This is a genomic window from Novosphingobium sp. SG751A (assembly GCF_013149295.1).
GTDB lineage: Bacteria > Pseudomonadota > Alphaproteobacteria > Sphingomonadales > Sphingomonadaceae > Novosphingobium.
Genome location: NZ_JABGCB010000006.1, coordinates 1 through 14,442, shown reverse-complemented (window position 1 = coordinate 14,442; position 14,442 = coordinate 1). Strand labels below are relative to the sequence as shown.

General features: G+C 64.2%; 14 protein-coding genes and 1 pseudogene. 9 read left to right on the top strand and 6 right to left on the bottom strand.

Going from position 1 to position 14,442, the window contains the following annotated elements; all coding sequences use genetic code 11:
• The first annotated feature begins 126 nt into the window (after positions 1-126).
• Positions 127-837 (top strand): c-type cytochrome, encoded by a 711-nt coding sequence (locus tag FHW96_RS09330; protein WP_172340295.1) that lies wholly within the window; start codon positions 127-129, stop codon positions 835-837.
• Between the two features lie 39 nt (positions 838-876).
• Here FHW96_RS09330 and FHW96_RS09325 read toward each other — a convergent pair whose 3' ends face one another.
• Both FHW96_RS09325 and FHW96_RS09320 read right to left on the bottom strand, forming a co-directional pair.
• Positions 877-1,554 (bottom strand): peroxiredoxin-like family protein, encoded by a 678-nt coding sequence (locus FHW96_RS09325; RefSeq protein ID WP_172340294.1) that lies wholly within the window; start codon positions 1,552-1,554, stop codon positions 877-879.
• Between the two features lie 106 nt (positions 1,555-1,660).
• Positions 1,661-2,494 (bottom strand): LysR substrate-binding domain-containing protein, encoded by an 834-nt coding sequence (locus FHW96_RS09320; RefSeq protein ID WP_172340293.1) that lies wholly within the window; start codon positions 2,492-2,494, stop codon positions 1,661-1,663.
• A 287-nt stretch (positions 2,495-2,781) separates the two neighbouring features.
• On the opposite strand from FHW96_RS09320, the gene FHW96_RS09315 reads away from it, so the two are divergent.
• Genes FHW96_RS09315 through FHW96_RS09285 form a run of 7 tightly spaced genes read left to right on the top strand, consistent with a single transcriptional unit; the run spans position 2,782 to position 9,670 of the window.
• Positions 2,782-3,573 carry an ABC transporter permease gene (locus FHW96_RS09315; protein ID WP_172340292.1) on the top strand — a complete coding sequence of 264 codons (792 nt, stop codon included), beginning with the start codon at positions 2,782-2,784 and terminating at the stop codon, positions 3,571-3,573.
• Positions 3,574-3,576: 3 nt separating this feature from the next.
• On the top strand, positions 3,577-4,377 hold the full coding sequence (locus tag FHW96_RS09310) for an ABC transporter ATP-binding protein (protein WP_172340291.1): 801 nt from the start codon (positions 3,577-3,579) through the stop codon (positions 4,375-4,377).
• The gene (locus FHW96_RS09305; RefSeq protein WP_172340290.1) at positions 4,374-4,982 is read left to right on the top strand and encodes a cysteine dioxygenase; all 609 of its coding nucleotides are present in this window, start codon (positions 4,374-4,376) and stop codon (positions 4,980-4,982) included. Before FHW96_RS09310 ends, FHW96_RS09305 begins: the two co-directional genes overlap by 4 nt.
• A complete protein-coding gene (locus tag FHW96_RS09300; RefSeq protein WP_172340289.1) occupies positions 4,979-6,211 on the top strand; it encodes a rhodanese-like domain-containing protein in 1,233 nt (410 codons plus the stop codon). Before FHW96_RS09305 ends, FHW96_RS09300 begins: the two co-directional genes overlap by 4 nt.
• Positions 6,212-6,228: 17 nt before the next feature.
• Complete coding sequence (locus tag FHW96_RS09295; RefSeq protein WP_172340288.1) at positions 6,229-7,335, top strand: LLM class flavin-dependent oxidoreductase; 1,107 nt, start codon at positions 6,229-6,231, stop codon at positions 7,333-7,335.
• A gap of 35 nt (positions 7,336-7,370) precedes the next feature.
• Entirely contained in the window at positions 7,371-8,705 is a 1,335-nt protein-coding gene (locus FHW96_RS09290; protein WP_172340287.1) for an LLM class flavin-dependent oxidoreductase, read from the top strand.
• The gene (locus FHW96_RS09285) at positions 8,702-9,670 is read left to right on the top strand and encodes an ABC transporter substrate-binding protein (RefSeq protein ID WP_172340286.1); all 969 of its coding nucleotides are present in this window, start codon (positions 8,702-8,704) and stop codon (positions 9,668-9,670) included. Before FHW96_RS09290 ends, FHW96_RS09285 begins: the two co-directional genes overlap by 4 nt.
• Positions 9,671-9,714: 44 nt before the next feature.
• Here FHW96_RS09285 and FHW96_RS09280 read toward each other — a convergent pair whose 3' ends face one another.
• From FHW96_RS09280 to FHW96_RS09270, 3 genes are read right to left on the bottom strand one after another with little or no spacing between them, the layout of a single operon-like run.
• Positions 9,715-10,077, bottom strand: a complete 363-nt coding sequence (locus tag FHW96_RS09280) for a ferredoxin family protein (protein WP_172340285.1) — start codon at positions 10,075-10,077, stop codon at positions 9,715-9,717.
• A complete protein-coding gene (locus FHW96_RS09275; protein ID WP_371815679.1) occupies positions 10,074-11,651 on the bottom strand; it encodes an FAD-binding protein in 1,578 nt (525 codons plus the stop codon). The genes FHW96_RS09280 and FHW96_RS09275 overlap by 4 nt, the downstream gene beginning before the upstream one ends.
• Entirely contained in the window at positions 11,648-12,982 is a 1,335-nt protein-coding gene (locus FHW96_RS09270) for an LLM class flavin-dependent oxidoreductase (protein WP_172340284.1), read from the bottom strand. Before FHW96_RS09270 ends, FHW96_RS09275 begins: the two co-directional genes overlap by 4 nt.
• Before the next feature lie 222 nt (positions 12,983-13,204).
• Here FHW96_RS09270 and FHW96_RS09265 point away from each other — a divergent pair, with 222 nt between their 5' ends.
• On the top strand, positions 13,205-14,041 hold the full coding sequence (locus FHW96_RS09265; protein ID WP_172340283.1) for a nitroreductase family protein: 837 nt from the start codon (positions 13,205-13,207) through the stop codon (positions 14,039-14,041).
• 163 nt (positions 14,042-14,204) lie between these two features.
• Here the strand turns inward: FHW96_RS09265 and FHW96_RS26710 are convergent.
• Positions 14,205-14,442 (bottom strand): annotated as a pseudogene (locus FHW96_RS26710) (hypothetical protein); the annotation flags it as partial.

Below are 14,442 nucleotides of genomic sequence, written 5' to 3'. Positions count from 1 at the left end.
TGAATTCAGATTTTCATCGAAGCTAATGAGGAAAACTTGGTGGACGCGCCGGTCCTGCGCCCTAGCGTTCGGGGCAAATTTTCCAAAGTGATGAAAGAATATGCGATGATGCACCATGCCCGATCCATGCTTGCCCTCGCCGGCCTTGCGGCTTTGGCCGCCTGCAGTGCGGATCGGCCCAGCGGAGCGCTGGAGGCGGCCTCGGCCAATGCGATCTGGGATAATCCGAAGCTGCGCGCCGAGGCGATCAGGCTGGCCCCGCCTCTGTTTGCCCGGCATTGCGCGTCCTGTCATGGCGCGGATCTGAAAGGGGCGCCAGGGGCGCATGTGCCCGATCTGACCGATGATCGCTGGCTGTTTGGCGGCGATGACATTGACACGTTCAACATGAAGGCCAGCGATGTCGAGCAGACGATCCTGCACGGCATCCGCGCGCCCGATCCCAAAACGCGGAACTGGCCCACGATGCCTGCGCGCGGGGTGGGGCAAAGCCTTGAGCCGGATGAGATCGCGGCGGTCACCGAATATGTGCTGAAGCTTTCCGGCCAGCCCTTTGACGCCAAACAGATCCCGCTGGGCAAAGAGACGTTCGAGGTTGAGGGCGGGTGCTATGATTGCCACACGTTGCAGGGCTGGGGCGATCCGGCGACCGGGGCGGCGGATTTGACGCGGCCGCGCACGTGGCTGTTCGGGCGGGATCGCGCCTCGGTGGCCCAAACCGTGCGTGAAGGGAGGGTCAATTCTTCGCCCGCCTTTGCCGGCAAGATCAGCGCGACGGATGCCAAAATCTTGTCAGCCTATGTGTTGTCGCGGGCCAAAACGCTGCATTACAATTGAAAAGAAGGGGCGCGACGTAGGATCGCGCCCCCTTTGCCATCAGGCTGCGTTGGCCGCCAATGCTCCGGATCGCGTTTCGGGCAGATATTCGAGGATCGCCTCGCTCTCGGGGCGGTCCAGCCAGTCGGGGCTGACGATCAGGCGGCGCAAGGTGGCATCGCGGTTCAGAATCAGCACGGCAGGCTGGTCGATCTCATAGCTGTTGGTGCCAAGCGTCGCGCCGATCCAGTTGTCGCCCGGCTTCACCGCGGGTTGTTCATCGGGCAGGAAGGTGATGCCCAGCGCCCGGCCCAGCGCATAATCGGGATCGGCCGCCACCGGGAAGGTCAGGCCATGGCGGTCGATGATGCCGCGATCCACCGGATTTTGCGCGCTGACCGCGACCAGCGGGATGCCCGCCGCCTTGAGCGCGGGCCACAGCGCGCGATTATAATGGGGCAGCGCCAGATTGCAGGCCGGACAGCCCGCAAAGCGGAAGAACACCAGCACCGCCGGACCATGAGCGATCAGTTCATCGCGGGTCAGCGTGTTGCCATCCTGATCGACCAGCGTGAAAGGCGCCACCGCATCGCCGGGTTGCGGATGGGCGGCGGGATCGAAACGCGCGACCAGCGAGCGGCGCTGGCCGGCGTTGCGTTCAAGCTGCTCGGGCGCCCAGGTGCGTTCGCGTTCGGCCTGAAGCTCGGCATAAAGTTGGTGAAGGGTGGATTGGGCCATGCTGATCTGCCTCTTTTGCGGTTCGAGGCGTTCAGCGATAGTCCCGGCGCCCCGCCTGCGGACAGTGAGAAGCGGGGCGCGAGGGTTTAAGATTTATAATAAGCGTTCAAAGCGCAACCACGATCTCACGCGCCAGTTGCGCGAGGCGCGCGGTGGCCGGATCGAGGCTGGCGGCGGTCTGCAACACGCAGGAAACGCGGGGCAGGGGGGCCAGATGCTCGATCTGCAGGGGCTCTTCATTGAGGAACAGATGGGTGCGGCAGGTGATGCCAAGCCCGGCATCGACCGCCGCGCGCAGCGTGGTCAGATTGGGCGTTTCGACCGTGATGCGGTAGGGCACGCCCGCATCCTCAAGCGTGCGGATCGCCGCTTCGCGGAAACGGCAGGGCGGCTCCAGCACGGCCAGCGGCAGCACGTTCTGGCGCAGCAGGTCGGATTTGCCATACCATTCCATCGCGGCATAGGCGATGGCATTGGGATCGTTGGCGGCGGCAAAGCCCAGCACGATGTCAAGCTGGCGGCGCTCCAGCTGGGCCAGCAATTCGGCGGTGCCGGCGATGCGCGAATAGATCTGGGCATCGGGGTGCAGTTCGGCAAACTGCGCCAGCAGGCCCGAGAGCAGCGTTTCGGCAAAGTCCTGAACCATGCCGATGCGCGCGGGGCCGGAGAAATGGCCCGCCGTGATGGCTGAGACCGCCTCGTCATGCAGGATCAGCACTTTGCGCGCATAATCGAGCATCAGATCGCCCGCCTGCGTCAGCGAAAGGCGGCGGCCTTCGCGGTGAAACAGGTTTTGTTGCAGCAATTCCTCCAGCCGCTTGATCTGGAGCGAAAGCGCGCTTTGCGTGACGAACACCTTTTCCGAGGCGTTGAGCATCGAGCCCGTGTCCACAATGGCGACGAAGCTGCGCAGCAGGTTTGTGGGCAAATTGACGGGCATGGGCATCCTCGGAAGATGGTGGGCGGGCGGGGCCGCCGGGGGGAATTGAGGGATCTTATGCCTGACCTCTTATTGTCAATCAAAATAGTAGAGATAACTCATGCAAAAGCAAATCTATTCCGCCTTCTGAAAGGGTTCAAAATATTGAAAAACAGTCATTAAATCAGAATGATTTGCGTCGGAAACGTCTCATATGAGCAATGCTTATACGTCGCGCTAATAACTCAATTGATCGAGTAGAGTTTTAGGGTTCTGGTGAAGCCCTCCCCGCCACGACGAGCTTTATCATGCCCAAATCCACCCAGCTTCACCGGCGCATTGCCTCTTTGTTTTCAGGCCATTGGGTCTCGCCCGTGGTCTTTCTCATCCTCTGGGAGGCCGGTTCGCGCCTTGGCCTGATTCCCAAGAGCACGCTGGCCGCGCCCTCGGCGGTGATCGGTACTCTGGTCGAGATGTTGGCCACCGGGGAATTGCCGGATAATCTGTTTGTGTCCTTTCTGCGCGTGGCGGCGGGGCTGGTGATCGGCCTGTCCATCGGCATCACTTTGGCGCTGGCCGCGGGGCTTTCGCGCCAGGGCGAGGCGGCCATTGACCCCATCATGCAGATCAAGCGCACGATCCCCACGCTGGCGCTCACGCCTTTGTTCATCGTGTGGTTCGGCATTGGCGAGACGCCCAAAGTGGCGCTGATCGCCTTTGCCTCGATTTTCCCGGTCTATCTCAACCTCTATTCGGGCATTCGCGGGGTCGATGTGCGCCTGATCGAGGGCGCGCGCAGCTTTGGTCTGAGCAAGACCGAGGTGATCTGGCACGTGATCCTGCCCGGCGCGCTGCCCTCGCTGCTGGTAGGGCTGCGCTATTCGCTGTCGGTATCAATCCTGGTGCTGGTTGTCGCCGAACAGATCAATGCGTCTGCCGGGCTTGGCTATCTGGTCAACAATGCCCGCGACTTCATGCGCACTGACATCATCGTGGTCTGCCTGCTGGTCTATGCGGCGCTGGGTCTTGGCGCGGACGGGCTGGTGCGGCTGATCGAACGCCGGGCTCTGGCCTGGCGCCCCAATCTTGCGGAGGCTTAAATCATGCTGGCCGAAACCAATTTTACCGCCGCCTTTCCTGTTGTCGAACCGGTCGTCCGGCTGCGCGATTTCAGCCGCAGCTTTGGCGCCAACACGGTCATCGACGGGCTGAACCTGTCCATCGCGCCGGGGGAATTTGTCGCCCTGCTGGGCCGCTCTGGCGGGGGCAAGACGACCTTGCTGCGCACGCTGGCGGGACTGGACAGTGTTCAGGGGCAGGATGTGCTGATCCCCAGCAGCCGCGCGGTGGTGTTTCAGGATGCGCGCCTGCTGCCGTGGAAAAAGGTGTGGCGCAATGTCGCGCTGGGGCTGAAAGGGCCGGGGGTGCGCGAGCGCGCCGAGGCGGCCTTGAACGAGGTCGGCCTTGGCCACCGCATCGACGCATGGCCGCTGACTCTGTCGGGCGGTGAGGCGCAGCGCGTCGCGCTGGCCCGCGCGCTGGTGCGCGAACCCAAACTGCTGCTGCTCGACGAGCCTTTTGCCGCGCTGGACGCGCTGACGCGCATCAAGATGCATGCGCTGGTGCTGGAATTGTGGCGGGTGCATCGCCCGGCGATCCTGATGGTCACGCATGACGTGGACGAGGCCGTCGCTCTGGCCGACCGCATCCTCGTGCTCGACGCAGGTCGCATCGTGGCCGAGGAGCATATCACCGTCCAACGCGGCGAACGCGGCGATGTGGGCCGCGTGTTGCGCCAGCGCCTGCTGGGCCATCTGGGCTGCGAAGTCACCTCTGAACACTTTCTGTCGGCCGTCGATGTGGGGGCCAGCATCGTGCCTTTCCCGCAAGGGGCATCGGCATGAGCGCGGCGGTTCTGGAACGCCCGGTCAACACCGGACGCCTGCGCGATTTCGTGACCGCGCTGGCCGATCTGCTCGACCGTACCTCGGACGAGGCTGAAATCCTTGAAAAGGGCGGCGCGTTGCTGGGCGATCTGGTGGCCCATGACGACTGGCTGCCTGATGCCTTCGCCGCGCCTTCGCCCGAGCGTTATCAGCAATATCTGCTCCACTGCGACAGCGCTGAACGCTTTTCGGTTGTCTCCTTCGTCTGGGGGCCGGGGCAGGGCACGCCGATCCACGATCACACCGTCTGGGGCCTTGTCGGCGTTTTGCGCGGGCGCGAGGAATCCCAAAACTTCCGCCGCCAGAGTGATGGCTCGCTGGCCCCGGAGGGGCCTCCGCTCTCGTTAGATCCCGGCGAGGTGGAGGCCCTTAGCCCGGCCCATGGCGACATCCATCAGGTACGCAATGCTTTGGCCGATGCCCCATCGATCTCGATCCATGTTTACGGTGCCAATATCGGCGCGGTCCACCGCTCGACCTTTACCGCCGATGGCGCGGCCAAATTGTTCATCTCGGGCTATGCCAATGCGCTGGTGCCCAATCTGTGGGACCGATCCAAATGAGTGTTACCGCCAAGGACATCCGCAAGGCCTTGATCGCGCGCGAGGAAATCGCGCTGATCGACTTGCGCGAAGAGGCCGATTTCGCGCTGGGCCATCCCTTGTTTGCCGCGCAGATCCCCCTGCGCCGGATCAACACCGAAGCCGAATGGCGCATCCCGCGCAAGGACACGCGCATCGTCGTCTATGACAATGGCGAGGATCTGACCGAGGCCGCGCTGGTCCATCTGCGCGCTTTGGGCTTTACCCAAGTCGAGAAGCTGGCGGGCGGCCTGTCGGGCTGGAAGAGCGCGGGTTACGAGCTGTTCGAGGATGTGAACAGCTACTCCAAGGCCTTTGGCGAGCTGGTCGAGCATCGCCGCCATACGCCCTCGTTGCCCGCGCAGGATGTGCAGGCGCTGATCGAGGAAAAGGCCGATATTGCGATCCTCGACGCGCGCCGGTTCGATGAATATGCAACGATGAGCATTCCGGGCGGCATTTCCAGCCCCGGCGCCGAACTGGTTCTGCGCGCGCGCGCCGCCGCGCCCGATCCCGACACCACGATCATCGTCAATTGCGCAGGCCGCACGCGCAGCATCATCGGCGCGCAGTCGCTGGTCAACGCGGGCCTGCCCAACCGGGTTTATGCGCTGCGCAATGGTACGATCGGCTGGACGCTGGCGGGGCAGGGGCTGGAAACGGGGCAGCAGCGCCGCGCCGCCCTGCCCGATGCGCCGCTGGTGGACGAGGCCCGCGCCAAGGCGCGCGAGGTGGCCTATCGCGCGGGCGTCAAGCGGATCACGCCGGAGGAACTGGACCATCTGCGCGCCGACAAAACGCGCACACTTTACCAATATGACGTGCGCCTGCCCGAGGATTATGCGGCAGGCCATATCCCCGGCTTCCGCAATGCGCAGGGCGGGCAGTTGGTGCAGGAAACCGACCATTTCGCTCCGGTCCGGGCTGCGCGCATCGTTCTGGCCGATGATCTAGGCCCCCGCGCCGACATGACCGCCAGCTGGCTCGCCCAGTTGGGCTGGGAAGTGTACGTGCTGGCCGGCGCCCCGCAGGGCGATCTCGAAACCGGCCCCGATGCCGCCCCCGCCCCGCGCGGCCAAGAGGGGCGCTACAAGCGTCCCTATGAAGGCACCGACAACGCGGCTGCCGCCATGCAGGCCTATCTCGACTGGGAATACGGCCTTGTCGCCCAATTGGAGCGCGACGGCACCCACGGCTTTTACGTCATTTAAATTTGCGGAGACCATCCATGTCCGAAAACCCCACTGATGCCGTTAAGTTCATCGGCTATATCGGCTTTAACAATGCCTCGGAAATCCACGGGCCCTTGCAGAGCCGCGCCCTGGACCGCGCCTATGTCGACGCCGCTGCGCGGGGGCAGGAAGAAGTCGGCTTTGACCGCGTACTGATCCCCTTCGGATCGAACAGCCCGGAGAGCCAGATTGTGGCCGCCCATGCCGCCGCGATCACCAGCAAGCTCGGCTTCCTCGTTGCCCATCGTCCCGGTTTTACCCAGCCCACGTTGGCCGCGCGGCAATTGGCCACGCTGGATCAATTGTCGGGCGGGCGCATCGCGGTGCATATCATCACAGGCGGGGCGGACGCGGAAATGGCCCGCGATGGCGATGTGAACACGGTCAAGTCCGAGCGCTATGCGCGCAGCGACGAATATATCGACATCCTGCGCCGTGAATGGACCGAGGCTCAGCCCTTCGACCACAAGGGCCGGTTTTACGAGGCGCGCGGGGCTTTCTCCTCAATCAAGCCTGACAATCTGCCGGTCTTTTTCGGCGGCTCCTCGCCGGAAGCCATCGAGGTGGCGGGGCGTCATGCCGACGTCTATGCGCTGTGGGGCGAAACGCTGGAACAGGTGCGCGAGAATGTGCTGGCGGTGCGTCATGCGGCGGCAAAGCATGGTCGCCGCCCCGGCTTCTCGCTCTCGCTGCGCCCGGTGATTGCCGATACCGAAGAGGCCGCATGGAAGCGCGCTGCCGAAATCGAGGATCAGGTCCGCGCCCATCGCGAGGCCGCAGGTCTGCCCACCACCGGCCACCGCCCGCCCAATGAAGGCTCGCTGCGCCTGTTGCAGACCGCGCAGGGCCACCGCCGCGATGGCCGGTTGTGGACCGGCGTTGCCGCGCTGACCGGCGCGCAGGGCAATTCGACCGGCCTTGTCGGCACGCCCGAACAGGTGGCCAACGCCATGCTCGACTATTTCGACATCGGCATCGATCATTTCCTGATCCGCGGCTTTGAACCGCTCGATGATGCGCTGCTCTATGGCCGCGAATTGCTGCCGCTGGTGCGCGCCAAGGTCGCACAGCGCGTGGGCCAAACCGCTGCGCTGGCAGGCTGAACTCAATCCCCCGCATTCCCGTAAAGGATACTTCTATGTCCAAACGTCAACTCCGCCTTGGTTTCATCCTTCACGGCGTCGGCCCCGGCTGGGACGACTGGCGCCACCCCGATGCGCAGGTCGATGCCTCCACCAGCCTGTCCTTCTACAAGCGTCAGGCGCAATTGGCCGAGCGCGGCAAGTTCGACTACCTGTTCGTGGCCGACAGCGTTTCGATCAACGCCCGTTCCTCGCCCCATTATCTCAACCGCTTTGAACCGCTGACCATCCTGTCGGCTATGGCGGTGGTGACCGAGCATATCGGTCTGGTCGGCACGGCGACCGTGACCTATACCGAGGCCTTCAATCTGGCGCGCCAGTTCGCCAGCCTCGATCATATCAGCGGCGGGCGTGCGGGCTGGAATGTCGTCACCTCGTGGCTGGAGGGCAGTGCCGCCAATTACGGCAAGGCCGAGCATCTGGCCCATGACACGCGCTATCGTCTGGCGGCGGAATATCTCGATGTGGTCAAGGGCCTGTGGGATAGCTGGGAAGATGATGCGCTGGTGCGCGACAAGGAGAGCGGCCAGTTCCTCGATCCCGACAAGCTGCATGAGCTGAATCACAAGGGCGAGTTCCTCTCGGTCAAAGGCCCGCTCAATATCTCGCGCAGCCCGCAGGGACAGCCGGTGATCTTTCAGGCCGGATCCTCGGAGGACGGGCGCAATTTCGCCGCCAAATCGGCCGAGGCGATTTTCACCCATCAGGAAAATATCGAGGAAGCCCAGAGCTTTTACGCCGACGTCAAGGCGCGAGCGCGCGGCTTTGGCCGCGATCCCGATCAGCTCTTCATCGTGCCGGGCGCCCGCGTGATCGTGGGCAGCACCGAAGAAGAAGCCCAGCGCCTGCATCAGGAACTGGCTGGTCTGGTCAGCCTCGAAAACGCCCTGCGCGCACTGGGCCGCTCATTCAACGACCATAATTTCAGCGTCTATGATCCCGATGGCGCTTTCCCGGTCGAGGTGGCGGTCGAGGGCTATAAATCGAACCAGTCGGCTTCCGAGCGCATTCTGGAGCTGGCCAAGCAAGGCCTGACCCTGCGCCAGATCGCCCTGCGCGCCGCCACCCCGCGCAGCCAGTTTACCGGCACGCCCGAACAGATCGCGGATCGTTTCCAGCAATGGCTGGAAACGCGCGCCTCGGACGGGTTCAACCTGTTTGAATCCCTGCCCGGCCAATTGGACGTCTTCGTCGATCAGGTCGTGCCGATCCTGCAGGAGCGCGGGATCTATAAGACCGACTACACCGGCACCACCTTCCGCGAAGGGTTGGGGCTGGACAAGCCGGTCAACCGCTATACCGCCGCGCGATCGGAGCGCAGCGCGGCATGATCGAAACGTCTTTGTGGAACCGGCGCGGCGCTCTGGCCGCGCTGGGATTGGGGGCGGGCGCTTTGGCGCTCGCCGGTTGTCGCGGAGAAGGCAAGAAGGTGCTGCGCGTCGGCTCGCAAAAGGGCGGGACCAAGGCGCTGGTGCTGGCCTCAGGCGTGCTGGATGGCGCGCCCTATCGCGTTGAATGGTCCGAATTTCCCGCCGCCCAGCATTTGCTGGAGGCCTTGGGGTCGGATGCGGTCGACATCGGGCTGATTGGTGACGCGCCTTTCCTCTTTGCCTATCAGACCGGCAAGCCCTTGAAGGCCGTGGCCGCGCGGGTTTCGCATCCGCGCCCGGCAGGCATTCTCTCGATTTTGGTGCCGGGGGCATCGCCGGTGCGGAAACCGGCGGATCTCAAAGGGCGCAAGATCGTGACGGGGCGGGGCAGCATCGGCCATTTCCTCGCGCTCAAAGTGTTTGAGAATGCCGGGATTAAGCCGGGCGAGGCCGAGTTGATCTTCATGACGCCATCGGATGCGGCTGCGGCCTTGCGCTCGGGCGCGGTGGATGCGTGGAGCACATGGGGCCCCTATGTGCCCACCGGACAGGCTGCGGGCGACCGCATTCTGGCCGATGGCAGCGATCTGTTCGACGCCTGCTCTTTCGACGTGGTCCATGAAAATGTGCTGCGCGACAAGCCTGACCTGCTCGTCGATTTTCTGGCCCGCGAGGCGCGCGCGATGGAATGGCGCAAGGCCCATGTGGCCGACTATGCCAAAGTGCTGGCCAAGGAAACCGGCCTGCCTTTGCCGATTGCTCAGGAAACGGCGGAGCGTTCGCTGGTGGTGGATGGCCCGGTCACGCCCGAACTGGTGGCGCGGCAACAGGGTATTCTGGACACTTTCGTGCGCGCCGGGGCGCTGGAGGCCAAGCGGCCCGTGGTGGACGGCTATGTGCTGACATCGCAATTGCCCAAAGCATAGGAAGTTTGTGGAGACGCCGGGCATTGGCGTCTCCACAAACGCCGTCAGACGCTCCTGCGCTGCGCCTGATACCGCCTCGCGGCGATTTCCACCCCCGCGCCCAGCAGGGGGCCAAGTTTGCGATATTCATCCAGATGGCCCGCCTCGCCGGGCCGGTCCCAGCCATGATCGCGGCGGATTACGCCCAGATGGGGCAGCGGATCGGCACCAGGTTCGACCGCAAACTGATCGGGTGCGACATAGATCGCGTCCTGATCGCAATAGAGCTCGCACATATAGCAGGTCTGGCAGGCATCAAGGCGCGCGACCACGGGCACGTGCGGACCATCATCCAGCACAAAGGTGGGGCATACATTCACGCATTGGGCGCAATTGTTGCATTTGTCGGCAAGGATCTGGGCAATCATGCGAATTCGGCCTGTTGTGTGTTGATGCGGATCGTGTCCAGCCCGCTTACCAATTGGCGATGGGTCGGCCCGGTGGCTTCGGGGTGATCAGCGCGTTGGTGCAGGCCCCGGCTTTCCTTGCGCCCGCGCGCCGCCGCGATGGTCCATCGCGCCCCGGCCACCAGAGCGGCGGTTTCGCGCAAGGAAACCAGCGCTGCGCCTCTGGCGCGGCCATGGGCGGACAATTCGCCCCAGATGGCCGCCAGCCTTTCGCCTGAGGCGGCATAGCTGGCCTCATCGCGCGTAAAGACATGGGCATAGCCGTGGATTTCATGATCGACGGCGCGGTGGATGGCGGCGGCATCGATGGCGCGATCAGCCTGATGCGGCGCGATGGCGATACGGCCAAGCCCATGGACGGGGGCCGAGGCGCCTTTGCGCGCCAAACTTTCGCGCGCCGCCGCCGTGCCTGCAATCCGGCCAGAGGAAAGCGCCCAAGCCGAATTGACCGCGCCGCCGCCGCTGCTCGCGCCCGCGACGAGTTCGCGCGTGGCCGCATCGCCAATGGCGAACAGGCCCGGCGCGCTGGTGCGGCATTCGTCGTCGGCCAGATCAAGGCCGCCCGTGCCCCGGATCGTGCCCTCGCCAAACAATTTGACCGGGAAGCGATCGCGAAACAGATCAATCCCGCGCCGCTCAAAGGGAGCGGGGGTAAAGGGCTGGATATGGCGCAGGATCGGACGCAGGGCTTCGGGCGCATGGGACAGATCGGCCATCACCGGCCCTGCCAGCATCGCATGGCCCAGCGCGCGATGATGCGCATGGCCTGCCGCGCGACTGGGCGGAATGTCCAGTTCGCGCCCATCGGCGTCGTAATAGACCGCGCCCGTATAGGGCAACGTGCGGGTCGAGGCCCATGCTGGCGAGATCGACCAGCTTGGGCCAAACTCCATGCCTGACAGGGCCACGCCCGCCTCGGCGGCCATCAATTGGCCATCGCCGGTGTTGGTATGGCTGCCGATCAGGCCGGAGCGGAAGGCATTTCCGCCGGTGGCCAGAATGGTGGCATGGCTGCGGATTTCCCAATCCTGCCGCGCGCGCAGGGCATGGCCGCGCGCACCGGCGACCCGGCCTTCATCATCGCGCAGCAATTCGAGCGCGGGGTGATGGTCAAGCACCGTCACGCCAGCCTCCAGAGCAGCCAGGCGCATGGCGCGCATATATTCCGACCCTCTCACGCCCGAATAATAAGTGCCGCCCGCCCCGTCGCTGCCAAAGGGATAGTGCGGCGCAAGGCTGGGCAGAGTGCGCCATGTAAGGTCCAGAATGCGCGCCATCCATTCCGGATCGCCCAGCCCCTGCGCCTTCTCGCTCTGGCGGGCGATGGCCTCTTCGCGTCGCGCCTTGTCCGGGCCGATCCACCAGTGGTTGGGGCCGCCCATCGCGGTGACGCCGCTGGTGCCCATATAGCCCTTGTCGGCGATGATGACGCGCGCGCCGCCCTGCGCGGCGGCAATGGCGGCCCATCCCGCCGCCATGCCCCCGCCGATAATCAGGACATCGGTTTCCAGTTGCAGCGTCACCCCGATGCTCACTCCGCCGCCTCGGCCAGAGGGGCGGCGTTGCGGTTTTCGGGCACCGGAATGCCCAGATGGCCGCGCAAAGTGTCCGCCTCATAGCGGGTGCGGAACAGGCCACGCTTTTGCAGGATCGGGACCACGCGCTCGCGGAAGATCTGGAAATCGCGCGGGTTGGTGACGCGCAGGTTGAACCCGTCGGCAGCGCGGCCGGTGAACCAGCGCTCGATCTCGTCGGCCACGGTTTCCGGCCCGCCGATGAAGGGCGATTTCCAGCGGCCAAGGTGCCATGCCGCCTCACGCAGCGTATAGCCCTTTTCGCGCGCCACGCGGATGATCTTTTCGGCATGGCCCTTGTAACTGTTGAGCGTGACGCCGGTCAGATCGGGGAAGGGGGCATCGGGGTCATACTGGCGGAAATCGTGATAATTGAAGGCACGGCCCAGTTGCACCAGCAGCTTGTCGAGGCTGAGGGCTTCTTCCTGCGTGGCGTGAAGGCGCTGGGCCTCTTCATCGGTATCGGCCAAAGTGGGGAAGAGGCCGGGCAGGACCACAATATGATCGGGATTGCGGCCCAGCGCGGCGGCGCGGGATTTGAGGTCTGCGTAATATTGCCGGCCCGCCTCGAAGTCCTGCGCGGCGGCAAAGGCGCCGTCCGCGATTTGGGCGCCAAGGTTGCGCCCCGCATCGCTGTCGCCCGCCTGAAAGATCACCGGCTGGCCCTGAGTGCTGCGCTGGAGGGCGAGGGGGCCATCGACGCGGAAGAATTTGCCCTTATGGTTCAGCTTGTGCAGCTTGGCCTTGTCGAGGAAAACGCCCGCCGCCTTGTCGCGCACGAAGGCATCGTCCTCATAGCTGTCCCACAAGCCCTGCACCACGCGGACGAATTCCAGAGCGCGGTCATAGCGTTCGCTATGGTCGAAATGGTCTTCGCGCCCGTAATTGCGCGCCGCGCCCTCAAGCCCGGTGGTGACCACATTCCACCCCGCGCGGCCCCGGCTGATATGGTCGAGGCTGCCGAACTGGCGCGCGACATTATAGGGCTCCCAATAGGATGTGGTCAGCGTGCCGACCAGACCGATCCGGCTGGTATGCGTGGCCAGCGCCGAGAGCAGCGTGAGCGGTTCGAGCCGGTTGAGGAAATGGGGCGCGGTGTCGGGGGTGATATAGGGGCTGTCTACGATGAACACGAGGTCGAAGAGCGAAGCCTCAGCCTTCTTCGCATTCTCGATATACCAGTCGATATTGATGCTGGCGTCCGAGGGCAGAGCCGGATCGCGCCAACTGTTCTGATCGGTGCCGACGCCTTCGAGAATGGCGCCCAAATGAAGTTGGCGGGTCTGGCTCATAGGTGGTTCTTTCGCGATTGCTGTGTGGCGCCAAGGATAAGGGCCGGGCGGGGCGCGATAAAAACGAGAGCTGCTGATAGGTTTATGAGAAGTGTCCGCGCGATTGGCCGACAGGCGGGATGACCACAGAAATCTCAATAGGAACGCAGGTCGGCATCATAAGACGGGCGAGGCGCCGGGCGCTATCCCATGGCGTTGAGGTTCCATTTCAGGAGATGCGCCATGGCGCTTGAAGACCCCGTTTCGCTGGCCGCCAATGCGGCGCTGACCCGCCGCTATCGTTCCGCCGCGCCCGAACGCATCCTGTGGAATGACACGATCGCCCGTCTGCTCGATCATCGCACAGTGCGTGGGTTTCGCCCCGATCCGCTCTCGCCCGATCTGGTGCCGACGCTGGTTGCTGCGGCCCAGAGCGCGGCCACCTCGTCCAACCTGCAATTGTGGAGCGTGGTGGCGATTGAGGATGAGGAAAAGCGCAAGGAACTGGCCCGGCTGGCGGGCGGGCAGAAGCATATCGAACATGCTCCGTTGATCCTGCTGTTCGTGGCCGATCTGGCACGGGCAGGGCTGGTGGCCGATGAGGTGGGGGCGCCCAAGGAAGGGTTCGAATATCTGGAGAGCTTTACCGTGGCGGCGGTGGATGCCGCGCTGGCCGCGCAAAATGCGGTGATTGCGGCGGAATCGCTTGGGCTGGGCACGGTCTATATCGGCGCGCTGCGCAATCATCCCGAGGAAGTGGCCAAACTGGCCGGTCTGCCGCCGCGCGCGGCCGTGGTGTTCGGACTGGTGGTGGGGTGGAGCGATGCCACCCGCCCTGCCGCGGTCAAGCCGCGCCTGCCGCAATCGGTGGTTTTGCACCGCGAGGCCTATGATCTGGCCGGACAAAGCGTGGCGATTGCCGAGTATGACCGCGACGCACGCGCGTTTCAGGAAGAGCAGGGTCAGGACCCGGTGGGCTGGCGCGCCCTTGTGCTGGCGCGGGGGGCATCGGCGGCCGCGCTGAACGGGCGTGACAGGTTGAAGGCGGCTTTGCGTGCGCTTGGTTTTGGCTTGAAGTAGGGACCGGATGATTTCTCAGCGAGGCCGTGCCGTTCGTCGAGGGCACAATTCGATTTAGCTGCTGCTTCATGGCCCACTACCGTACGCCGGTAAATATTCGACAGATATTCGGCGGCTTTGGGCAGACGATATGGCACGGGCTCTCAAGGAAGCTTCGCTAACACTACTTTGGCAGAAAAGTGATTTCGGTGCCAGACAACAAACATCGGCAATTCGGGCAGAGTAGGATCGGTGGTCGATCCAGATTATCAAGAATGGCTTGTCGGACTGCTGGCAGGCTGGGTTGAGGTGGGGGGCCGGGGACTCTTTTTTTCCGTCCCGCCTGAGCGAGGCGGCGATATTGCAAGAAGGCGTAGGCGATCATCGTCATCAAGGCGTGCCTGTGAAGACCGGTCCAGGAT

Excerpts from the sequence above, each read along its gene's own strand:
- FHW96_RS09330 (WP_172340295.1), top strand. The coding sequence starts at position 127 with ATGCTTGCCCTCGCCGGCCTTGCGGCTTTGGCCGCCTGCAGTGCGGAT.
- FHW96_RS09290 (WP_172340287.1), top strand. The coding sequence starts at position 7,371 with ATGTCCAAACGTCAACTCCGCCTTGGTTTCATCCTTCACGGCGTCGGC.
- FHW96_RS09315 (WP_172340292.1), top strand. The coding sequence starts at position 2,782 with ATGCCCAAATCCACCCAGCTTCACCGGCGCATTGCCTCTTTGTTTTCA.
- FHW96_RS09305 (WP_172340290.1), top strand. The coding sequence starts at position 4,374 with ATGAGCGCGGCGGTTCTGGAACGCCCGGTCAACACCGGACGCCTGCGC.
- FHW96_RS09300 (WP_172340289.1), top strand. The coding sequence starts at position 4,979 with ATGAGTGTTACCGCCAAGGACATCCGCAAGGCCTTGATCGCGCGCGAG.
- FHW96_RS09270 (WP_172340284.1), bottom strand. The coding sequence starts at position 12,982 with ATGAGCCAGACCCGCCAACTTCATTTGGGCGCCATTCTCGAAGGCGTC.
- FHW96_RS09320 (WP_172340293.1), bottom strand. The coding sequence starts at position 2,494 with ATGCCCGTCAATTTGCCCACAAACCTGCTGCGCAGCTTCGTCGCCATT.
- FHW96_RS09295 (WP_172340288.1), top strand. The coding sequence starts at position 6,229 with ATGTCCGAAAACCCCACTGATGCCGTTAAGTTCATCGGCTATATCGGC.
- FHW96_RS09265 (WP_172340283.1), top strand. The coding sequence starts at position 13,205 with ATGGCGCTTGAAGACCCCGTTTCGCTGGCCGCCAATGCGGCGCTGACC.
- FHW96_RS09285 (WP_172340286.1), top strand. The coding sequence starts at position 8,702 with ATGATCGAAACGTCTTTGTGGAACCGGCGCGGCGCTCTGGCCGCGCTG.
- FHW96_RS09280 (WP_172340285.1), bottom strand. The coding sequence starts at position 10,077 with ATGATTGCCCAGATCCTTGCCGACAAATGCAACAATTGCGCCCAATGC.
- FHW96_RS09325 (WP_172340294.1), bottom strand. The coding sequence starts at position 1,554 with ATGGCCCAATCCACCCTTCACCAACTTTATGCCGAGCTTCAGGCCGAA.
- FHW96_RS09310 (WP_172340291.1), top strand. The coding sequence starts at position 3,577 with ATGCTGGCCGAAACCAATTTTACCGCCGCCTTTCCTGTTGTCGAACCG.